The sequence below is a fragment of the Aestuariivirga sp. genome (genome assembly GCF_046294715.1).
GTDB lineage: Bacteria > Pseudomonadota > Alphaproteobacteria > Rhizobiales > Aestuariivirgaceae > Aestuariivirga.
In genome coordinates, this window is sequence record NZ_JBKBKI010000027.1 from 29,264 (window position 1) to 51,731 (window position 22,468).

The 22,468-nt window shown below is 68.0% G+C and carries 14 protein-coding genes; 3 read left to right on the forward strand and 11 right to left on the reverse strand.

Annotated elements, in window-relative coordinates; genetic code table 11:
• The 9 genes from ACK4HL_RS15745 to ccoN all read right to left on the reverse strand — a co-directional run bounded on the left by ACK4HL_RS15745 (position 1) and on the right by ccoN (position 13,333).
• On the reverse strand, positions 1 to 5,238 hold the full coding sequence (locus ACK4HL_RS15745) for an alpha-2-macroglobulin family protein (protein WP_409762037.1): 5,238 nt from the start codon (positions 5,236 to 5,238) through the stop codon (positions 1 to 3).
• Positions 5,239 to 5,361: 123 nt separating this feature from the next.
• Complete coding sequence (gene ccoS, locus ACK4HL_RS15750; RefSeq protein ID WP_409762039.1) at positions 5,362 to 5,514, reverse strand: cbb3-type cytochrome oxidase assembly protein CcoS; 153 nt, start codon at positions 5,512 to 5,514, stop codon at positions 5,362 to 5,364.
• The gene (locus tag ACK4HL_RS15755) at positions 5,511 to 7,802 is read right to left on the reverse strand and encodes a heavy metal translocating P-type ATPase (RefSeq protein WP_409762041.1); all 2,292 of its coding nucleotides are present in this window, start codon (positions 7,800 to 7,802) and stop codon (positions 5,511 to 5,513) included. Before ACK4HL_RS15755 ends, ccoS begins: the two co-directional genes overlap by 4 nt.
• A complete protein-coding gene (locus tag ACK4HL_RS15760; protein WP_409762043.1) occupies positions 7,799 to 8,290 on the reverse strand; it encodes a FixH family protein in 492 nt (163 codons plus the stop codon). The genes ACK4HL_RS15755 and ACK4HL_RS15760 overlap by 4 nt, the downstream gene beginning before the upstream one ends.
• Before the next feature lie 3 nt (positions 8,291 to 8,293).
• Positions 8,294 to 9,817, reverse strand: a complete 1,524-nt coding sequence (gene ccoG / locus ACK4HL_RS15765) for a cytochrome c oxidase accessory protein CcoG (RefSeq protein ID WP_409762063.1) — start codon at positions 9,815 to 9,817, stop codon at positions 8,294 to 8,296.
• Between the two features lie 123 nt (positions 9,818 to 9,940).
• Entirely contained in the window at positions 9,941 to 10,834 is an 894-nt protein-coding gene (gene ccoP, locus ACK4HL_RS15770) for a cytochrome-c oxidase, cbb3-type subunit III (protein WP_409762045.1), read from the reverse strand.
• Positions 10,835 to 10,838: 4 nt separating this feature from the next.
• Entirely contained in the window at positions 10,839 to 11,000 is a 162-nt protein-coding gene (locus ACK4HL_RS15775; RefSeq protein WP_409762047.1) for a cbb3-type cytochrome c oxidase subunit 3, read from the reverse strand.
• Between the two features lie 4 nt (positions 11,001 to 11,004).
• Positions 11,005 to 11,730 (reverse strand): cytochrome-c oxidase, cbb3-type subunit II, encoded by a 726-nt coding sequence (gene ccoO, locus ACK4HL_RS15780; protein WP_409762049.1) that lies wholly within the window; start codon positions 11,728 to 11,730, stop codon positions 11,005 to 11,007.
• A 19-nt stretch (positions 11,731 to 11,749) separates the two neighbouring features.
• On the reverse strand, positions 11,750 to 13,333 hold the full coding sequence (ccoN, locus tag ACK4HL_RS15785) for a cytochrome-c oxidase, cbb3-type subunit I (RefSeq protein WP_409762051.1): 1,584 nt from the start codon (positions 13,331 to 13,333) through the stop codon (positions 11,750 to 11,752).
• 234 nt (positions 13,334 to 13,567) lie between these two features.
• Between ccoN and ACK4HL_RS15790 the strand changes: the two genes are divergently transcribed.
• Complete coding sequence (locus ACK4HL_RS15790; RefSeq protein WP_409762053.1) at positions 13,568 to 17,086, forward strand: NahK/ErcS family hybrid sensor histidine kinase/response regulator; 3,519 nt, start codon at positions 13,568 to 13,570, stop codon at positions 17,084 to 17,086.
• Positions 17,087 to 17,262: 176 nt separating this feature from the next.
• On the opposite strand, the gene ACK4HL_RS15795 is transcribed toward ACK4HL_RS15790, so the two are convergent.
• Both ACK4HL_RS15795 and ACK4HL_RS15800 read right to left on the reverse strand, forming a co-directional pair.
• Entirely contained in the window at positions 17,263 to 17,916 is a 654-nt protein-coding gene (locus ACK4HL_RS15795; RefSeq protein ID WP_409762055.1) for a response regulator, read from the reverse strand.
• A 78-nt stretch (positions 17,917 to 17,994) separates the two neighbouring features.
• Complete coding sequence (locus tag ACK4HL_RS15800) at positions 17,995 to 18,636, reverse strand: hypothetical protein (RefSeq protein WP_409762057.1); 642 nt, start codon at positions 18,634 to 18,636, stop codon at positions 17,995 to 17,997.
• Positions 18,637 to 18,753: 117 nt separating this feature from the next.
• Here ACK4HL_RS15800 and ACK4HL_RS15805 point away from each other — a divergent pair, with 117 nt between their 5' ends.
• Positions 18,754 to 21,042, forward strand: coding sequence for an NADP-dependent malic enzyme (locus ACK4HL_RS15805; protein WP_409762059.1), 2,289 nt, complete (start codon positions 18,754 to 18,756; stop codon positions 21,040 to 21,042).
• A 12-nt stretch (positions 21,043 to 21,054) separates the two neighbouring features.
• Positions 21,055 to 22,468 (forward strand): hydantoinase/oxoprolinase family protein (locus ACK4HL_RS15810; protein WP_409762061.1); only part of this gene is annotated, 1,414 nt, incomplete at its 3' end.

Genomic DNA, 22,468 nt, shown 5'->3' on the forward strand with positions numbered 1-22,468 from the left:
TCATGGCGCCTGGACGGTCACCGTGCCATGCGCGGTGCGGGCATTCATCTGCGGGCGGTACATGTCCTCCACGTAAGCGCCCGGATGGCTGAAGCTCCCGGGGGCCACGGCACGCACCATGTAGGCGAGCTTGGCGGTGGAGTTGTTGAAGCTCGCCATGAAGCGGTCGTCGCGGAACTCGGTGTAGCTCGCCCAGGTCGTGTCGGTGAGCCACGGGATGTTGGCAACGCCGCCGGAGGAGACGAGCACCGGGTTCTCGATTTCGAAGCCCGCGGGCAGCGGGTCGACCAGCAGGAAGGTGCCGTTCTCCGAGTCCCCAACCGGCTTCATCACCGAGAGCACAGCGATGAGGCGCGTGTTCTGCTTCACCGCCGCGATGTCCGCCGGCTGCCCGTCAGGCGTGAAATACTTGCGCTCGATGGTGAGGCCGTTGCTCGTGGCGGGCTCCGGCACGAAGGGCGAACCGGATACGGAGACCACCGCCCGGACGGGCTCGCCGCCGAGGTTCGCCACGCGCACGTCCTGGCCCAAGGCCGCTTCGGAGAAGACGCGGTTCAGGCTGCCGTCATGCGTCTTGCCGCCGACGTCGAGGCGGATCGCCATGGCCTCCTGCTGCACGGCGCGCGCCGCCAGCACCATCCAGGCCATGTCCTGCGTCGAGACATGGTACGTGCGGGCGCGCTCCACCTCGACGGCGCTCATCGCCGTGCGGATGACCTCTGGCCTCGCCTTCGCATCCGTGGCAAGCGCCAGGATGGCGGAGGCATCCCGCAGCACGCTGCCATAGTCGGAGCGCCAGCCGCCGCGGTTCGCGGATTCGACATCGCTCGCCAGCGCGTCGGTCGCGGCGGCGAAGGCCCGTTCCGCCCGGTCCCGGTCGCCCAGCATGGCAAGTGCGGATGCCATCTGCGCCCGCGCCAGCGGCGAACCGAAATCGCCGATCTTGGTATCGGCCAGGTACTTGAGGTCGCCCACCGGCGCGCGGCCGGCGCGGGCCAGCACGTATAGGGCATAGGCCGTGTCCTGGCCGCTCCCCTGCACGATGTCGGGCGCATTGCCCACCATGTTTCGGAGGTAGTCGAGCCCGCCCATCAGCGTATCCTCCGGCACGTCGAAACCCTTCTCGCGGGCACGCAGCAGGAAATCCGTGACATAGGCGGTGAGCCACAGGCTGCCGTCGTCGCCGAAGGCGGACCAGAGGCCGAAGGCGCCGGAGCCGGACTGGCGGTTGACGAGTCGCGTCACCGCCTGCTGCATGCGCTCCCCGAGGTCGGCGTCGATGTCCTTCGCGCTGACGCCGAGATCGCTGAGGTAGAGGAGGGGCAGGGCCCGGCTCACCGTCTGTTCCGAGCAGCCGTAGGGATACCGGTCGAGATCGCGCACCAGCCCCGCCGCGTCGAGCTGCGGCAGCGGGCTGATCGAGAGCGCAACGCTCCCGGTGCCCGGCAGCATGTCCATCAGCAGATCCTTGCCGATGGTCAGCGCTCCGCCATTGGCGGTGAGCGGTGTGGTGATGCGGCGCGTCACGAGCGGGTTCGCCGGCATGACGCCCAGCGCGAATTGCTGGTCGAGCAGCATGTCTCCCGGTCCCTTCAGCGTGGCGATGATGCTGGCGGTGCCGGGACCCGTCGCATTCACCGGCACGGTCAGGCTGGTCCGGGCCCCGGCCGCACCGATCGTCACGGTGCGGATCAGGGAGCCGGGTGCGGCCGCGAGCGGCCCGTCGATCGAGACGCCGAGCGTGTATTCGCCTGCCGGGCCCTCGGCGTTGACGATGTCGAAGCGGAGCTCGGAGGCATCGCCCACCGCGAGGAAGCGCGGCAGCGTGCCGGCGACCACGACAGGGTCGCGCACGATCACGTCGGCGGAGGCATGGCCCGCCTTGTCCCGGGTCCAGGCCACCGCCATCACCCGCACCGTTCCGTTGAAGGCCGGGATCTCGAAATCCACCGAGGCCGTGCCGTCCTCTGCCACCTTCACGATGCCGGAATAGAGGCTCAGCGGCTTCTGCGCCGGGGGTGGGGCATTCAGGGCCGCGCCGCCGTCGCCGCCGGAGCGCAGCCGGCCGCGCTCGCCCTGCATGCCGTCGATGAGCAGGCCGTAGATGTCGCGCAGCTCCGCCGTGAGGCGCTTCTGGTCGAAATAGAAGTTCTCGGGCGCGGGAGGATCATAGCGCGTCAGGTTCAGGATGCCGACGTCGACGGCTGCCACCGTGATGAAGGCCTCCTCGCCAGCAGCGAGATTGCCGAGCTTCACCGGCACGGTGAGCTTCTGGCGCGGCTTCATCATCCCGGGAGCCGTGAGCGTCACGTCGAGGGTGCGCGCGGCGCGGTCGATGCCGAACCAGGCGAGCCCCATGGCGCGAGAGGGCATGCGCTTGGCCTGAACGTCCATCGGCCGGTAGAGGCTCGCCAGCACATAGGCGCCGGTTCCCCAGCCTTCGCCCACCGTGAAGGGCAGCGTGATGCCGCCTTCGGGCACATCCACCTCGCGCGCCGCGAGGAGCTTCTCGCCCACGATCTGCACCGTGGCCTTGCCCGCGCTGCGGGCCTCGATCTTGACGTTCACCGTGTCGCCGGTCTTCGCGTCCGTCGTGTCCAGCGCCACCTTCAGCGTGTCGGGCGTATCGGCCTTGGCGATTCCTGCGCTGTAGTAGCCCGACGAGAAGTCGATCGAGACCGGGGTCACGCCGGCCGCGCCGATCTCCAGCCGGTACTCGCCCCAGGAGAGGGTCTGGGCGAAGTCGGTCGGCTTGTCGCCGGCAAGGTCAAGCGTGCCGTTGGCGATCTGCGAGGTGCGGGTGATCGCCTCCCAGCGCCAGCTGCCGTCGACGTTGAACCACTGCCAGTCGCGCGTCAGGCGCTTCAGCGTCCAGTTCGCACCCTTGGCGGCGCTGAGCTTTCCCGCGGCATCGAGTGCGATCACGCTGAAGCCGGCGGGCTGTCCCTCGGGTGCCGCGCCGTCCTCGAAGAGCGGCTTGATGCCGAGCATGGGCTGGTTCGCGGCGATGGGCAGGCTTGCCGTCTTCTCCACCGCACGGCCGCCGGGCTCGCGCAGGCGCACCGCCACGTCGGCCCGGAGGGGCCGGGTCGTCACCGGCAGCTCGGGCAGCGCGATCGTCAGGTCGGCATGGCCGCTGATGTCGGTCTCGGGAAGTCCTTCCGCCGTCACCTGGATCGTGTCAGGCCGCTCGTCCATCAGGCCGAAGCTGTAGTCCTTCCAGCCCGGGAAGGGGGTCTCGTCGGGCGTCACCGCCACATTGGCCTCGAGCTGGAGGCCGGCGCCCGGGGCGCCGAAGAGGTAGCGCCCGTCGACGGTGAGCAGCAGGCCCTCCGCCGGCTTGACGCGCGGCGTCTTTGAGGCGAGGTCGAACTCGATACGGTCTGGAATATAGTCCTCGACCAGGAAAGACGTCTCGCCCACCGGCTCGCCGTTCGGATCGGTCAGGGCCTTGATGCGCCAGGTCCCGCCCTGCGCCCCGGCGGCGATGTCGAAGCTGTGGCTGTAGCCGCCGGCACCCTGGTCCGACAGCGCCTGCCCCAGATACTCCACTCCGTCCGGCCGCTCGACCACGAGCGTCACCGGCGTTCCCGGCATGGCCACCGCCTTGTCGTCGCGCAGCAGGACGGTGGCGTGCACCGTCTCGCCGCGGCGGTAGACGCCGCGTTCGGTATAGACGAAGGCGTCGACGGCGCCCGAGGGAGCGCGGCCATCGACGCCGCGGTCGGTCAGGTCGAAGGCGGGCTGGGCCAGGTCGACGAAGCTGTAGTCGCCCTGATCGGACTGCGCGACGAGGAGGGCCGGCGCCGTTCCGCCAACGCCCTTGAGGAGGCCGGGCTCGAACAGCACGCTTCCGGCGGCGTCGGGCGTCGCCTCGGCCAGCACCTCGTTGTTGCGGGCGAGAAGCCGGACCCTGGCGGCGGAAACGGGCTCCGCCGTGGCGATCGAGCGCAGGGCCACGCGCAGGCCGTCCTTGCCGTTCATGGTGGAAAGGCCGAGGTCGGAGACCACGAACCACTGCGTCGCCACCGCTTCGTATTCCTCGGCCTCGTGCGTGGCGGGCTCTGCCGTCATCACATAGAGGCCGGGCTCGAGCTTGCCCATCGCCTCGTCCACGGGAATGGCGGTGGTCACGTCCTGGTTCAGGGTCGAAGGCGTTTCCAGGCTTCCCTCCCACACCAGCTGGCCCTTGTCGCGGGAGATGTCACCCGCGGCGTAACCGTTGATCTGGGCGCGGAAATCGGAGCCCAGCACGCTGCCGATGAGGTTGCGGTCGCCGATGCGGTACAGTGCGAGCTTCGCCTCGCCGCTGTTCACGGAGACGAGCGGAATGCCGGTCTGGCCGGTGCGCGGCAGAACATAGGCATTGCCGGCGAAGCGCACGGAGGGGCTCCGGTCCCGGACGTAGAGATCGTAGGTGAAATCCTTTGCCGTGCTGTCGTCCACCGCGGCGGGCAGGCCCTGGCGCAGGGTGATGGAATAGCGCTCGCCATGTTTCAGGCCTTCGACGCAGAGCCTGGTTCCTTCCGCCGTCACCGCCGCCACGGGGCCTGGCTGCTGGGTGAAGTAGGAGGTGAAGTCGGTCAGCGTGCGCGACACCGGCTCCGACATCTCGAAACAGGCGCGCGGCGGGTTCGATTCCGTATCGACCTTGTAGTCGGCGACGCGGAACCCGTGCTCCACCCGCATCGCCTCGTAGGCCTCGCGGGTTTCGCCATCGTCGAGGAGGCGCAGGCTTTCCTTGTAGGCGGTGAGCGCCGGGCGCCAGTATTCGCGCCGGGCGAAACCCTGCGCAACGACGTTGAGTGCCGCCGCCTCGTCTTCCGGGCTCCCTGCCATGCCATAGGCCTTGAGCCCGGCGCCGATCATCTTCGAGGGAAGCGCATAGCCGTCGGAGTCGTTGATGGGTTCGGCGGCGGCGAGCTGCTCGGCGAGCCTGAGCCACAGGCTGCCGTCGGTCGGGCGGATCGCCAGCAGCTGCTCAAGGGAGACGGCGGCGAGCCTGGCGTTTCCGGCGGCCTCCGCGGCGGCGAGGTCGGCCTCGATTTCGGGGGCGCTGCGCTTCAGGTCCCGGGCGATGCGGGAGAGCTCGTAATCGTAGTCACTGACATAGGCGCTGAATTGATCGGCGGGGAACGGCTTTGCCGCCAGGGAGGGGGCCGCCGCCACGAGGAGCGCGAGGAGGATGCTGAGCAGGGCGGCAACCGGATGGTGGCCGCAAACACGATGCGCCGTCATGGTCTTTCCCTCCGCACGTTCTTATGTCGCGTGGAGGGAAGCTTCCATCCGCCGCCGCCCGCTTGTCAACGGGCGGTGCTGAGCCTGGGCCGCCTTTGCGGCGAATTGTTGAAGCGGCGGGCTTCAGGACTTCGGTTTGTCGTCGTCCTGAAGGATGCGCCAGGAGGCCCCCTCGAGATCGTCAAACTGGCCGGACTTCAGCGACCAGATGAACGCCGCGAGGCCGATGGCGCCCATGAACAGGGCGATGGGGATCAGGTAGAGAAGACCGGTCATGCGGCATCCTTCAGCGACCCGGCCGCTACGGGACCGGCATCGCCTTGCTGGGCGGCAGCGGGTTCGCCCTTCGCCTTGAGCCCCGCCCGGAGCGCGTTGGCGATGACGATGATCGATGAAGTGGACATGGCGATGGCGGCGATCAGGGGCGAGACGAGGCCCGCCATGGCCAAGGGCACCGCCAGAACGTTGTAACCCACCGCCAGCGCGAAATTCTCCTTGGCGATCTTCTGGCTGCGGCGGCCCATGGCGATGGCGCGCGCAACGCCCGAGACCTGCTCGCCCATCCACACTGTCTCGGCCGCGGTGCGCCCGATGTCGGAGGCGGTGGCGGGCGCCATGGAGGTGTATCCCGCCGCGAGCGCCGGGGCGTCGTTGATGCCGTCGCCCACCATCAGCACCTTGCGGCCGGCCTTGGCGAGCGCATCGACATAGGCGAGCTTGGCCTGGGGGCTCGCCCGCCAAACGGCGGTTTCGATGCCCACTGCATCGGCGACGCGGCGCACGGCGGCCTCGCGGTCCCCCGAGAGGAGGTGAACGTCGAGCCCCAACGCCTTGAGGTCCCGAACCGTATCGGCCGCCGCGGGGCGAAGCCTGTCCTCGAACTGGAAAACCACCGGGGTGTTGGCGCCGCGCCGGAAGACGAATTCGAGCAGGCCCTGATCCTGCCCGCCCTCTTCCATGCCGCACCAGGCGCGGCTGCCCAGCCTCAGCTTTTCACCCTGGTGGAGGCCGGAAAGGCCGAGGCCGGGGTGTTCGGCGATCTCGGAGACGGCGGAGGGCGCGAGACCCCGCGCCGCCACTTCGCGCACGAGCGCGCGCGACAGCGGGTGCTTGCTCGACTGGGCGAGGCCCGCCGCGAGCGCCAGCGTCCCGGTCGAGACCATGAGCGGCGAGACCAGCACCGGCTCGCCCTTGGTGAGCGTGCCCGTCTTGTCGAAGATGACGGTGTCGACGAGGCTCAGCTTTTCCAGCGCCGCGCCGTCCTTGATCATCACGCCGGTGCGGAACAGCCGGCCGCTCGCCACCACCTGGACGGCGGGAACGGCAAGCCCCAGCGCGCAGGGGCAGGTGATGATGAGCACGGCAACGGCGGCCATGAGCGAGGCGTGCCAGCCATTGCCGAGAAGGAGCCAGCCGGCGAGCGTGGCGGCCGCCAGCGTGTGGACGGCCGGGGAATAGAAGCGCGCCAGCCGGTCGGCGATGCGGATATAGCGCGACTGGCCCTGCTCGGCGGCCGACATCAGCCGGACGAGTTCGCTGAGGAAAGTGTCGTTGCCCGCCGCGGTGACCTCCACCGTGATGGGTGCGGTGAGGTTCAGCTCTCCGGCATGAACGGCGGAGCCGGGCTTCACCGTCTCCGGCGCGGATTCGCCGGTGAGCAGGGAGCGGTCCAGGTCGCTCACGCCGTCCCGCACCGTGCCGTCGGCGGGGAGCCTGTCGCCGGCGGCGACGGCCACCGTCATGCCCGCCTTGATCTCGCGCGCGGGAACATAGCGGCGGCTGCCGTCCGGCTCGATCACGCTCGCACCCTCGGCGGAGAGGGAGACGAGCTGGGCAATGGCGGAGCGCGCACGGGCCCGCATCAGGTGGTCGAGGTAGCGGCCGGCGAGCAAAAAGAAGAGCAGGGTGACGGCGGCGTCGAAATAGGCGTGATGGGCGCCGTTGATGGTCTCGAACAGGCTCATCAGGGCGGCGAGCGTCACGCCGAGCGAGATCGGCACGTCCATGTTCAGGCGGCCGAGGCGCAGCGCATTGACGGCCGAATAGAAGAACGGCCTCCCGGCATAGACGACGGCGGGCAGCGCGATCAGGGCGGAGAGCCAGTGGAACAGGTCGCGGGTCGCGCCCTCCGCCCCGGACCAGACGGAGACCGAGAGCAGCATCACGTTGCCGGCGGCGAAGCCGGACACGGCGAGGGCGCGGAGCAGCCTGCTCCCCTCGCGGTCGTCGCTCGTGAGGCCCGTCTCGCGGGGGTCGAAGGGGCGCGCCATGTAACCGAGAAAGCCCAGCCGGTCGACGAGCGCCTGCGGCGTGATCACGCCGTCCTGATAGATCACCACCACGCGCCGTCCGGTGAGGTTGACGCGGGCCGAGGTGACGCCGTCGAGTGCGGCAAGATCGGCCTCGATCTCACCCATCGCCTGGGGGCGGTTGGCCTGGGGCACCAGGAACTCGATGCGCTTCAAGCCCGGGCCGGCGGAGGAGATCCAGCGCTCGGCGTCCTCGCCCTCGAGCTTGAAGGGCTGGAAGTATTCGCCGTCGATGGTGCAGCAGGGCAGCGTCACGGCTGCGCACCCTTCACGAAGAACCGGAAAATCTTGCGGTAGTCGGGAACGCCCTCGCCCTGGGCGTGGACCTCGACCTCCCAGACGCCACTGGAGAGGCGGGCCGGGGCCGAATAGACGCCCGCACCCATCGCGGCAAAGGTGAGCTTCTGGTCCTCCTTGTCGGTCACCGTGCGCTCGAGATTGCCGGCAATCGAGAGGCCGTCGATCTTGGCGCCGCCGGCATCTTCGAAGGTGAGGCGGATGCGGTCCTCGCCGAAGGTGAAGCCCACGTTCCAGCCGAGTGCGTCCTGTGCCTTGGCGCGGGCAAGGTCCTTGTCGAAGCTCTGGCTCGCCACATAGCCGTTGGCGACGATGAGGCCGGACCAGGTGGAGTTGGCGAAATAGGCCATCAGCCCGTTCACCCCGATGATGACGCCGAAGAAGGCGAGGAGCATGGCCAGCACGTGCCAGCCGGTGAGTTGCTTCTCGGTCGCTGCGGTGGTCATGGTTCACTCCTTGCCTTCGGGCGCGTGGAAGAGGGCATCGTAGCTCGCCTCCTCGGCGCGGTCCTGTCCGTTCAGTTCCTCGACCCGGAACACGAAGTCGCTGCGCTCGCGGTTGACGATGGCGGGGTCGCTGGTGGAGACGTAGATCTTCACCGCCTTCAGCTTGTCGGGCTCCACGGTGATGTCGAAGCTCGTGCCGGTGGCGCCGGAATCGCCCACCATTTCCATGCTGGCCCCGGGCAGGTTCTCCAGCGAGAGGCGGAAGGTGCGTTCCTCCTGGCGCTTGTTGAGGATCTTGACGGTGTAGCCGTTGCGGATCGCGCCGTCGGAGAGCGTCACGTAGAGCGGGTTGCGGTCCGGCACGACGTTGACGTCGAGCTGGGTGCGGTTGAGGAGGGTGACGAGCATGGCCAGTCCCACCGCCGTCCACATGGAGAAATAGATGACGGTGCGAGGGCGGAGCAGGTGGTGCCAGTTCCAGTGCTCGTTCTTGCCCTGGACGTTGGCGGCATAGAGGCTGGAGGTCGTGTAGTTGATGAGGCCGCGCGGCTTGCCGATCTTGTCCATCACCGCGTCGCAGGCGTCGATGCAGAGGGCGCAGTTGATGCATTCGAGCTGGTTGCCGTCGCGGATGTCGATGCCCATCGGGCAGACGGCGACGCAGGCGTTGCAGTCGACGCAATCGCCCACCTTGAGGCCCTGCGCCTCCGCCTTCTTGCGGCCGGCCATGCGCGGTTCGCCGCGCCAGGCATTGTAGGTGACGATGAGGGATTCCTCGTCCAGCATCGCGCCTTGGATGCGCGGCCAGGGGCACATGTAGGTGCAGACCTGCTCGCGCATGAAGCCGGCGAAGGTGAAGGTGGTGGCGGTGAGGATGGCGATGGTGAAATAGGCGACCGAAGGCGCCTGGCCGGTGAGGAGATCGCGGAGCAGGGCGGGGGCGTCGGCGAAGTAGAACACCCAGAAGCCGCCGGTGGCGATGGCGATCACCAGCCAGACCGCCATCTTGCTGGCGCGCCTGGCGAACTTCGAGGCGCTCCAGGGCGCGGCGTCGAGCTTGATGCGGGCGTTGCGGTCGCCCTCGATCTTGCTCTCGACCCAGATGTAGAGGTCGGTCCAGACCGTCTGCGGGCAGGCATAACCGCACCAGGCGCGTCCGAAGAGAGAAGTGATGAGGAAGAGCCCCACGCCCGCCATGATCAAAAGACCGGCGACATAGTAGAATTCCTGCGGCCAGATCTCGATGAAGAAGAAATAGAAGCGGCGGTTGGCGAGATCGATGAGGATCGCCTGGTCGGGCGCATCGCCCGGCCTCGCCCAGCGCAGCCAGGGGGCCACGTAGTAGATGCCGAGAAGGACGATGAGCAGCGTCCACTTCAGGCGCCGGAAGGTGCCATGCACCGCCTTGGGATGGATGGCGACGCGGGAGGCGTAGAGCGAGCGGTTCTCGGCCTTGTTGACGGCCTCGGCGTCGTGCGTGTCGACCTCGGCGTGCTTGCCGTCGACCGTATTGATAATCTGAACCATCATTCCCCTCGAATCCGGGATTCTACATTAGCGTCGTCTAATATAGATCCGGCTTCAGCCGTCCGCATTGTGGCCCGAGGCCGCATGCCATGATGTCACGGCACGCGGCCTCCGGCCTTGCCGTTACTGGGTGGCGGGCACTGCCGCTTCGCCGCCGCCCAGGGAGTGCACATAGACCGCGAGCTGCTTGATCGTAGCGTCGTCGAGACGGTGCGACCAGGCGGGCATCACGCCGTGACGGGGCTTGGCGATCTGCGCCTTCACCTGGTCCAGCGTTCCACCATAGAGCCAGATCTTGTCGGTCAGGTTCGGCGCGCCGAAATCGCGGCCGCCCGCGCCGGTGTCGCCGTGGCAGGAGGCGCAGTTCTCGGCGAAGACCTGCTGGCCTGCCTGGGCCTCCGCGGCATCCGCCTGCTCGCCCGCGAGGGTGAGCACATAGGCGGAGACCTGGCCGATCTGCTCCGGCGTCAGGATGCCGTCCGTGCCGAAGGCGGGCATCTGCGAGTCGCGCGTCTCGGCGTTTTCCGTGTAGCGGATGCCGTTCTTGAGCGTCACGTAGATGGCCTCGGGCGAGCCGCCCCACAGCCAGTCGTCGTCGTTGAGGTTCGGGTATCCGGCGGAGCCGGCCGCGCCCGCGCCGTGACACTGAACGCAGTTCACCTTGAAGGCCGCCGCACCGCCCGCGCGGGCGAAGGAGAGGAGCGTCTCGTCCTTCAGGATGTCATCGACGTTCGCCGCGGCGATCTTGTCGAGGTTCTCCTTCTGGGCGGCCCTTGCGGCCTCGATCTGCGCCGAGACGTTGGCGCGCGAGGAATAGCCGAGGAGGCCCGGCGTTGCCGCGTTGATGAGCGGCCAGGCGGGGTAGGCGATGGTGTAGGCCACCGCCCAGATCACGGTGCCGTAGAAGGTGTAGAGCCACCATTTCGGGAGCGGGGTGTTCAGCTCCTTGATGCCGTCCCACTCATGGCCGGTCGTCGGGGTTCCCGAGACTTCGTCCTTTTCGATCTTCCTTGCCATTGCTTCAGTCCTCGGAACCGTTCTTGAGGGGGATTTTCGCGGCGTCCTCGTAACGGGCCTTGGAACCCGGCCGGAACACGAAGAGCACCGCGCCGATGAAGAAGGCGAACATCAGGAGGAGGCCCCAGCTGTCGGCGAAGTGCCGCATGACGTCATATTGGGTCATGGCCTTACCTCGACACGTCGGCTTTGAAGGTGGAGAAGTCGACGAGGGTGCCGAGCATCTGGAGATAGGCGATCAAGGCGTCCATCTCCGTCAGGCGCGGGTCGCCGTCGAAGTTGCGGGCCACCGTCCTGGGGTAGCGCTGCAGCAGCCCGTCGGTGTTCTCGCCCGTCGCCTGGGCCAGCATGTCGGCCTCGGCGCTGGCGATGGCCTCCTCCGTGTACATGGCGCCGTTGCCGTTGTTCACGGTGAGGTTCAGCGTGGCGAGATGCTTGCCGATCCCCTTCGCGTCCACTTCCTTGTCCTGGAGGTAGGCGTAGCCGGGCATGACCGACTCCGGCACCACGTTGCGCGGGTTGGCGAGATGCTCGCGATGCCATTCGTCGGAGTACTTGTTGCCGACGCGGGCGAGATCCGGGCCGGTGCGCTTCGAGCCCCACTGGAAGGGGTGGTCGTACTGCGACTCGGCCGCCAGGCTGAAGTGGCCATAGCGTTCGACCTCGTCCCGGAAGGGGCGGATCATCTGGCTGTGGCAGGTGTAGCAGCCTTCGCGGATGTAGACGTTGCGGCCCGCCAGCTCGAGGGGGGTGTAGGGACGCATGCCCTCCACCTGCTCGATCGTGTTCTGGAGGTAGAACAGCGGGACGATCTGGACGAGGCCGCCGATCGTCACCACGAGGAAGCTGAAGATCAGCAGCAGCGTGGCGTTCTTTTCGAGTGTTTCGTGCTTCATGGCACCAGTGTCCTTGTTCTTAGGCCGCTGCCGAGATCATGCCCACGGGCTGGGTCACGGGCTGGGCATTCCTGATGGTGCGGTAGAGGTTGTAGACCATGATCAGCGAGCCGGCGAAGAACAGCAGGCCGCCGAAGGCACGGATCACGTAGTAGGGATGCATGGCCTGCACCGTTTCCGCGAAGGAATAGACGAGGAAGCCGTTCTCGTCGTACTCGCGCCACATCAGGCCCTGCATGATGCCCGAGACCCACATGGCCGAGGCGTAGACCACGATGCCGAGGGTGGCGAGCCACACGTGCCAGCTGACGAGGCGGAGCGAGTAGACCTCCGTCTTGCCCCACAGCCGCGGGATCAGGTGATACATGCAGCCCATCGAGATCATGCCCACCCAGCCGAGCGCGCCGGAGTGAACGTGGCCGATGGTCCAGTCGGTGTAGTGGGAGAGCGAGTTCACCGCCTTGATCGACATCATCGGACCTTCGAAGGTGGACATGCCGTAGAAGGCGACCGAGATCACCATCATGCGCAGGATGGGGTCGGTGCGGAGCTTGTCCCAGGCGCCCGAGAGCGTCATCAGGCCGTTGATCATGCCGCCCCAGGAGGGCATCCACAGCATGATCGAGAACACCATGCCCAGCGTCTGCGCCCAGTCGGGAAGGGCGGTGTAGTGCAGATGGTGCGGCCCGGCCCAGATATAGAGGAAGATCAGCGACCAGAAATGCACGATCGACAGCCGGTAGGAGTAGACCGGCCGGTTGGCGCGCTTGGGGATGAAGAAGTACATCATGCCGAGGAAGCCGGCGGTGAGGAAGAAGCCCACGGCGTTGTGGCCGTACCACCACTGCGTCAGCGCGTCCTGGACGCCGGAGAACAGCGAGTAGCTCTTGGAGCCGAGGAAGGACACCGGGATCGACAGGTTGTTGACGATGTGCAGCATCGCGATCGTCACGATGAAGGAGAGGTAGAACCAGTTCGCCACGTAGATGTGGGATTCCTTCCGCTGCAGGATGGTGCCGAAGAACACCAGGAAGTAGGCCACCCAGACGACGGTGATCCAGAGATCGATGTACCATTCGGGTTCGGCGTATTCGCGGCCCTCGGTGACGCCGAGGAGGTAGCCCGTGGCGGCCAGCACGATGAAGAGCTGGTAGCCCCAGAACACGAACCAGGCGAGGTTGCCGAGCGCCAGGCGGGTGCGGTTGGTGCGCTGGACCACGTAGAAGGAGGTGGCGATCAGCGCGTTGCCGCCGAAGGCGAAGATCACGGCCGAGGTGTGAAGGGGGCGGAGCCGGCCGAAGTTGAACCATTCGAGGTCAGGGTTCCAGGCGGGATAGGCGAGCTGAAGCGCCACGACGATTCCGACCAGGAAGCCGACGACGCCCCAGAACACGGTGATGATGGCGCCCCAGCGCACGACACCGTCCATGTATCCGGAGGTGTCGGGAGCGGGCTGCCCGAAGCTGCGCGCCTTGACGATCAGCGCCAGGATTGCGGCGCCGGCGAAGATGAACATGTGGACCGCGTAAGGCGTATCTTCCGCCTTGGCACCCAACGAGATGGCGATGACGGCGAGCAGGCCCCAGAGGCCCATCATCACCATCGCACCGCCTCCCGAGGGCGATCCTTTGTGCACAAGTGTATCAGCCCCCATAGGAGACCCCCTTTCTGAGTAGAAACCGCCTCCACGAATGCGTGTGGGGCGGCAAGAGGGCATTGACTTGGATCAATCGGCCCTGCGACTCCGGTGCATGTCCGGGGAGCTTGCGCCGGAAGCCGGGTGGGCCCGGCGCCGAGGCTTGATTCGCCATGGCTTCGCGCCGATCATGCCGGGCGCATGATCGGCGAATGGAGCATCCTGGCCTCTGGCCTCATCTACCTCGGGGCGCTGTTCGCGGTGGCCACCTATGGCGACCGCATGGCCCGCACCTCCGGCACGTGGACCGTCCGGGCCGGCCGGCCCCTGATCTATGCCCTCTCGCTCGGCGTCTACTGCACCTCGTGGACCTATTTCGGCAGCGTGGGGATCGCCTCGCGCACCGGGCTCGACTTCCTGCCCATCTACATCGGGCCGATCCTGGTCTTCGCGCTGGGCTGGAAGCTCCTGCAAGCGATTGCACAGCTGACCAAGCGGCACAACATCGCCTCGATCGCCGATTTCCTGTCCGCCCGCTACGGCAAGAGCCAGGCGCTGGGCGCGCTGGTGGCGGTGATCGCCGTCATCGGCATCGTTCCCTACATCTCGATCCAGCTCAAGGCGGTCGCGGTCTCGCTCCAGGTGCTGATCGCCGAGCCCGAATGGTCGCGCGAGATCCTGCGGCCCTCGACGGGCCTCGACGGGCTGTCGCTGTTCGTCGCCCTCACCATGGGCATCTTCGCCATTCTCTTCGGCACCCGCCACATCGACACGACCGAGCACCAGGACGGCATGATCCTGGCGATCGCCGTCGAATCGATGGTGAAGCTCCTCGCCTTCGTCGCGGTGGGGGCCTTCGCGGTGTTCGGGCTCATGGGGGGTGCGGGCGCCTTCCTCGAGCGCGCCGCGGCCAACCCGGAGGTGAGGGCCCTGTTTTCCGGCGGCCTCGACGGCGGCCAGTGGCTGACGATGACGCTGCTCGCGGCCTTCGCCGTCGTGCTGCTGCCCCGGCAATTCCACGTGGCCGCGGTGGAGAACGCCAGCCGGGAGGAGATCCGGCGCGCCGCCTGGCTGTTCCCGGCCTATCTGGTGGCGATCAACCTCTTCGTCATCCCGATCGCCGTCGCGGGGCTCCTGCTGCTGCCGGCGGGGTCCGACGGCGACACCTTCGTGCTGGCCCTCCCGGTGCAGGCCGAAAGCCCCGGCTTCGCGCTGATCGCCTTCCTCGGCGGGCTCTCGGCCTCCACCGCGATGGTGATCGTCGAGTGCATCGCGCTCTCCATCATGGTGTGCAACAACCTCGTGGTGCCGTTGCTGCTCCGCCGCCAGGTGGAGCGCTCGGAAGTGCACAAGGACATGGGCGAGACCCTGATCCTGGTCCGCCGCGTCGCCATCATGGTGGTGCTGGCGCTGGCCTATGCCTATTACCGCATGATCGGCTCCTCCGCGGCGCTGGCACAGGTGGGCCTTCTCTCCTTCGCGGCGGTGGCGCAATTCGCGCCCGCCTTCTTCGGCGGCCTCGTCTGGCGCCGGGCGACGGCGCGGGGCGCCATGTGGGGCATCACCGCGGGCTTCGCGGTGTGGGCCTACACGCTGCTGCTGCCTTCCTTCGCCGATGCCGGCTGGATCGGGCGCGGCTTTCTCGAGGAAGGGGCCTTCGGCATCGGCCTGCTCAGGGCGCGAACGCTGTTCGCCATGGAGTTCAGCCCGCTCACCCACGGCGTGATCTGGAGCCTGCTGGCCAACATCACGGCCTATGTCGCAGGTTCGCTCATGCGCCAGCCGACGCCGATCGAGCGGGTGCAGGCCACGAGCTTCGTCACCCGCGACATCCAGCCCGGCAGCGGCTCCGGCTTCAAGCTGTGGCGGACGGCGGTGACGGCGGAACGGCTGGAAGAGACCGTGGCCCGCTACATCGGCGCCGACCGGGCGCGCGCCGCCTTCGAGGGCTTCCGCGCCCAGCAGGGGCAGATCGGTGCGCGCGGGGGCGAGGCCGACGTGCGCCTGATCCGATTCGCCGAGCACCTGCTCGCCTCCGCGGTGGGGGTGGCCTCGGCGCGGCTCGTCATCGCGCTGATGCTGGAGCGGCACTCCACCCATGCGCGCGGCGCCATGAAGCTGCTCGACGATGCCTCGGCCGCGATCCAGCACAACCGCGACCTGCTGCAATCGGCGATCGACAACGTCGACCAGGGGCTTGCGGTGTTCGAGCCCGGCATGACGCTGATCTGCTGGAACTCGACCCTGCAGGAATTCCTCGGCCTCGGCAGTGACCTCAACCGCGTGGGCACCCCGATCACCGAGGTGATCGGCGCCTTCCTCGCCCGCACGGCCAGCGGGCGCGACGCAGTGGACGACCGGGTGGAAAAGATCGCCGTTTCGCACGAGGTCTTCCGCGAGCGCCGCGCCGACACCGGCCAGGTCTTCGAGTTCCGCTCGAGCCCGATGCCGGATGGCGGCGTGGTCGTCACCGTCATCGACGCCACGGAAAGCGTGCTCGCGGCGGAAGAGCTGCAGCGGGTGAACGAATCGCTCGAGCGCCGGGTGAGGGAGCGCACGGCCGAACTCACCCGCCTCAACGAGCAACTGGCGCAGGCCAAGGCGGAGGCCGACGCCGCCAACCTCTCGAAGACGCGCTTCATCGCGGCGGCGAGCCACGACATCCTGCAGCCGCTCAACGCGGCGCGGCTCTTCACCTCGACACTGGTCGAGCGCATGAAGCGCTCGAAGGACGGCGAACTCGTGCGCAACGTCGATTCCTCGCTCGAGGCGGTGGAGGAGATCCTTTCCGCCCTGCTCGACATCTCGCGGCTCGACGCCGGGGCGATGAAGGCGGATGCGGCGCCCTTCCGCATCGACGAGATCCTGCAGGCGCTCTCCCTCGAGTTCGGGCCCGCGGCGCGCAAGAAGGGGCTGCGATTCACCGTCATCCCCTGCGGGCTCAGCCTGATGACTGACCGCAAGCTCCTGCGGCGCGTGCTGCAGAACTTCGTCTCCAACGCCATCAAGTACACGCGCGAGGGGCGGGTGCTGATGGGCTGCCGCCGGCGCGGCAACCTGCTGCGGATCGAGGTGCACGACACCGGGCCCGGCATTCCGGAATCGAAGCTCGACGTGATCTTCCAGGAGTTCCAGCGGCTGCACACCGACGGCGACGGGACCTCGGGGCTCGGCCTCGGGCTGTCGATCGTGGAGCGCATGGCGAAGGTGCTGGAAGCGCCGGTCCACGTGCGTTCGCAGCCGGGCAGGGGATCGGTGTTCGCCATCGACATCCCGGTCGCCGAGGGGGTGAAGCCCGCGCCGGTGCCGAAGACGCGCAAGGTGCAGCCGCCCGCACTCGCCGGCGCCTTCCGCGTGCTCGTCATCGACAATGAACGGCCGATCCTCGAGGGCATGGAGCTCCTGCTCTCCGGCTGGGGCAACAGGGTGGATACTGCGACGGGACTCGAAGAGGCGCTCGCCGTGCTGGCGGAGGCCGACGGCAGGATCGACATGATCCTCGCCGACTATCACCTCAACAACGAGGACGGCATCTCGGCGATCCGGGCGCTGCGGACGCGGGCGCGCCGCCATATCCCTGCGGTGCTCATCACTGCCGACCGCACGCCCGCCGTCTCCGACATGGCCGTTGCGCATGACGTGCACGTGCTCAGAAAGCCCGTGAAGCCGGCGGCGCTCAGGGCCGCCATGTCGCACGTGGCGATCAGGACGGAGGCGTGAAGCCCGATCCACGCCCCCGGCGGGCCGAAGGGAATAAAATCCTTGACAGCGCGCGCTCGCCCGGGTAGAAGCAGGCATTCTCGACAATTGGGCAATGAAACGGGCGCGCCGGCCCTCATGCGGCGCGTGCCGCGCCCCCTTCTCCCATCCTTCGGACGGGAGAAGGGGGCCTGACTTCACTGTTCCGCCGCCTGGACGCCGTCGATGCGGGAGGCGGCGATCACCGCCTGGGTGCGGCTCGAGACGTTGAGCTTCTGGAGGATTGCCGAGACATGCGCCTTGATGGTGGCTTCCGAGACATTGAGCTCGTAGGCGATCTGCTTGTTGAGGAGGCCCTCCTTCAGCATCATCAGCACACGGATCTGCTGGGCGGTGAGGGTGGCCACGCGGCGGGCGATCTCCTCGGCCTCCCGGTCGGCGGCGGAGGACTCGGCATAGCCGTCCGGCACCCAGATCTCGCCCTTCAGGACGGCGTTCACGGCGGCGATGATGGTCTCGATGCCGGACGTCTTGGGGATGAAGCCGGCGGCGTTGAGGTTCAGCGCTTTGCGCACGAGGCCCTGGTCATCCGCCGCGGTGATGATGACGACGGGCACGTTGGGGTATTGCGCGCGGAGATAGATCAGGCCCGAGAGGCCCTGGACCCCGGGCATGCGGAGGTCGAGCAGGATGAGGTCGAAGTCGTCCTCCCTGTCGAGGATGGCGGTGGCCGCGTCGAGGGAGCCCGCCAGGGCGACAGCAGCATTGGCGACGCCCCCGGAAATCGCCTGCTTCAGCGCCTCCCGGAAGAGCGGGTGGTCATCGACGATCAGGATCCGGGTTGCCCCCATCTTCCGGCCCTCCCAAGCCTTGGGTTTCATTCTTCAACCAACTCGAGAGCCTTGACAAGAGTCGGCCGGCGCGGCGCCTCACCCCAGCGCCGGCTTTCCGCGCTCCGATTCGAGCGAGGTCTTGCGGTCCATGAAGGTGCGGCGCATCCACGGCACGTCGGGGGCGGACCAGTTGGGCTGGAGGCCCACCACCATGTCGAAGAAGGCCACCGCGTTGGCCGGGTTCTCGGCGGCGTTCTCGCGGAAGGAATCCCAGAAGCGCGGGTCGTCCGCGACGCCGGATTCGGCGGGTTCGGCATCGCCCATCTCGTTCAGCACGGCGGAGGCGACCGAGAGGCAGAAGCTCGTGTAGGCATAGCCTTCCGGCCAGCGCTTCAGGCGGTGGTCGATCGTGTCCGGCAGCGCCGGAAGGCCGAGCTCCGAGGGCACGATCGCGGTGATCGGCCGGGCGGCGAGCAGCTCCTTCAGCATCATGCCGGCGGCGAAGATGGTGAAATCCCGCCGGTCGATGTCGGCGAGGTGCTTGGTCCTGTCGAAGGCCTGCCGCCAGCGCGAGAAGGCCTCGGCGAGGGCCGCATGGTCCACCTCGGCGGCGAGCCCGGTGCCCTTGAACAGGAGCTCGATGTTCTTCTCGAAGCTCCACAGGATGGTGCGGAAGCGGCGGGCCTCGTGGCTGAGGTCGTCGACTTTCAGGACTTCCGTCTTGAGGGGCGTCAGCATGGCCGCATTCTAGACCCCCCGGGGGTGCAATCAATCGGGAAAAGCCCGCGCCGCGGAAAGGGTTGCAAATCAACGCCGTTCAGGGCCAGAAATGAGGCCAGAAGGGGGAATTGCCCAATGTCTTCGCCGATCTCGAGCGACCTCAAGTCGGGCTCGCTGTTCTATCACGCCGAGCCGAAGCCCGGGAAACTGGAGATCCGGGCCACCAAGCCGCTCGGAAACCAGCGCGACATGGCGCTCGCCTATTCGCCCGGCGTGGCGGCGGTCTCCGAGGCGATCCACGCCGAGCCGGCGCTGGTGTCGAAATACACGAGCAGGGCGAATCTGGTCGGCGTGATCACCAACGGCACGGCGGTGCTGGGACTCGGCAACATCGGCCCGCTCGCCGCGAAGCCGGTGATGGAAGGCAAGGCCGTGCTCTTCAAGAAATTCGCCGACATCGACGTCTTCGACATCGAGGTGGCGGAGACCGGCGTCGAGGGCTTCGTCAGCACGGTGGCCGCGCTCGAGCCGACCTTCGGCGGCATCAACCTCGAGGACATCAAGGCGCCGGAGTGCTTCGAGATCGAGCAGCTCTTGCGCGAGCGCATGAACATCCCCGTCTTCCATGACGACCAGCACGGCACGGCGGTGATCGTGGGGGCCGCGGTGACCAACGCGCTGATGCTGGGCGGCAAGGACATTTCCCGCGTGAAGATCGTGGCGAGCGGCGCGGGTGCCGCCGCGCTCGCCTGCCTGAACCAGCTCGTCAGCCTCGGGGCCGACATCCGCAACATCTGGGTGACCGACCTCGAGGGCGTCGTCTACAAGGGCCGCGAGGCCCTGATGGACCGCTGGAAGGCGGCCTTCGCGCAGGAGACGGAGGCGCGGAGCCTCGCCGAGGTGATCACCGGGGCGGACATCTTCCTCGGCCTTTCGGCGGGCGGCGTGCTGAAGCCCGAGCTCCTGAAGCGGATGGCGCCGGACCCGCTGATCCTGGCGCTCGCCAATCCCACGCCGGAGATCATGCCGGAAGAGGCGATGGCGGTGCGGCCGGACGCCATGATCTGCACCGGGCGCTCGGACTATCCGAACCAGGTGAACAACGTGCTGTGCTTTCCCTATATCTTCCGCGGCGCGCTGGACGTCGGCGCTTCCACCATCAACGAGGAGATGAAGCGGGCGGCGGTGAACGCCATCGCCGGGCTCGCCCGCGAGACGCCCTCGGACGTGGTGGCGCGGGCCTATGGCGGGGAAACGCGGCTGTTCGGCAAGGACTCGCTCATCCCCGCGCCGTTCGACCCGCGCCTCATCCTCAGGGTGGCGCCCGCCGTGGCGAGGGCCGCGATGGAGAGCGGTGTCGCCACCCGGCCGATCGCCGATTTCGAGGCCTATGGCGAGCGGCTGCAGCGCTTCGTGTTCCGCTCCGGCTTCGTGATGCGCCAGATCTTCGCCGCGGCGAAGAAGCAGCCGAAGCGCGTGATCTATGCCGACGGCGAGGACGAGCGCGTGCTGCGCGCCGCCGAAGTGCTGCTCGAGGAGAAGATCGCCAGGCCGATCCTGATCGGCAGGCCGGCGGTGATCGAGACGCGGCTCAGGCGCTATGGGCTTTCGATCCGGCCCGGCCGCGACTTCGACATCGTCAACCCCGAGGACGATCCGCGCTACCGCGACTACGTGGCGACCTATGTGGAGATCGCGGGGCGGCGCGGGGTGACGCCCGACGCGGCGCGCACGCTGGTGCGCACCTCGACCACGGTGATCGCCGCGGTGGCGCTGCGGCGCGGCGAGGCGGATGCGATGATCTGCGGGCTCGAGGGCCGCTTCCGCTCCAAGATCCGCCACATCCGCGACATCATCGGGCTGGCGCCGGGAATGCGCGAGCTCGCCGCCATGAGCCTGATGATCACCTCGCGCGGCATCCTGTTCCTCACCGACACGCATGTGCAATCCGACCCTTCGGCCGAGGCGATCGCGGATACGGTGCTGATGTGCGCCGCACACGTGCAGCGCTTCGGCATCACGCCCAAGGTGGCGCTGGTGGCGCATTCGGATTTCGGCGATTTCGACACCAACGACACGGTGAAGATGCGGAGCGCCCTCGGGCTCATCCAGGCGCGGGCGCCCGAGCTCGAGATCGACGGCGAGATGCAGGCGGACACGGCGCTGATCGAGGCGGTGCGGCAGCGGAAGCTTCCGTCCTCCACGCTCAAGGGCGAGGCCAACCTGCTGGTGATGCCGGACCTCTCCTCGGCGAACGTCGCCTACCAGATGATGAAGGTGTTCGGCGATGCGCTGCCGGTGGGGCCGATCCTGCTCGGCACGGCGATGCCGGCGCACATCCTGACGGGCTCCGTCACCTCGCGCGGTGTCGTGAACATGACCGCCATTGCCGTTGCCGAGGCAGCGACCGCGGCCCGCGCCTGATGATCTGAGACGATGACACAGAAGACCTATCTCATCGGCGTCGACACCGGCGGCACCTACACGGATGCGGCGGTGATCGAGGCCCTGGGGCACAAGGTGGTGGCCTCGGCGAAGTCCATCACCACCAAGGGCGACCTCTCGATCGGCGTCACCGGCGCGATCAAGGCGGCGGTGGCGAAGCTTCCGCAAGGCCTCGCGCCTGAGGACATCTCGCTCGTCTCCGTCTCGACGACGCTCGCCACCAACGCGGTGGTCGAGGGCCATGGCAGCGCGGTGGGGGTGATCCTCATCGGCTTCGACCAGCCCATGGCCGAGCGCACCGGGATCGCCAAGGCATTCCCCGGCATGCCCATCGCCATGGTCTCCGGCGGGCACGACCACAATGGCGAGGAAGCCCGCCCGCTCGACGTCGAGGCGCTGGCGGCGGCGGTCTCGGCCATGCCGGTCGATGCCTTCGCCATCGCTTCGGCCTTCGCCGTCAGGAACCCCGCCCACGAACAGCGCGCGCGCGAACTCGTCGCGCAGATCACCGGCAAGCCCGCCACGCTTTCCACCGAGCTCACCTCGGCGCTCGACGCCCCGCGCCGGGCCCTGACCGCGGTGCTCAACGCACGGCTCATCTCGCGCATTTCCATGCTCATCTCCGCCGTGCGCCGCTCGATGGCGGAGCTCGGCATCGCCTGCCCGCTGATGATCGTGAAGGGCGACGGCACGCTGGCGCTGGCCGAACGCGTGGCGCTGAAGCCGATCGAGACGGTGCTTTCCGGCCCGGCGGCGAGCCTCGTCGGCGCCTCATGGCTGTGCGGCCGCAAGGACTTCATCATGTCCGACATGGGCGGCACGACCACCGACCTCGGCATCCTGGCAGAGGGCCGGCCGCAGGTTGCGGAGCAGGGAGCGGAAGTCGGCGGCTGGCGCACCATGGTGAAGGCGATCGACGTCAAGACGGTGGGGCTCGGCGGCGACAGCGAGATCGCGATCGGGCTCAACGGCAAGTTCAGCGTGGGACCGCAGCGCGTCGCCCCCGTCTCGCTGCTGGCCTCGCGCTACCCGGAAGTCGTCGCCATGCTCGAGGCCGATCTGGCCGACAGCGAGGGCGGCTCGCTGCACGGCAAGTTCGTGCTGAAGCCGTTCGGCGCCTCTTCCGCCTTCAACGCCGAGGTGAGCGCGCGCGAGGCGGAAATCCTGACGATGGTCGAGGACCGGCCGAAGCCCATGCGCAAGGTGGCGGTTTCTTCCGCGGCACAGCGCGCACTCGCCTCGCTCAAGCGCAAGGGCCTCGTGCAGACGGGCGGCTTCACGCCTTCGGATGCCGCGCATGTGCTGGGGCTTCAGGACAACTGGCCGGGGCCCGCGGCGGAACTCGCCGCGAAGCTCATGCTGCGCTTCCGCGACATGAAGCTCGGCGATGCCGCGCGCGTGGAGG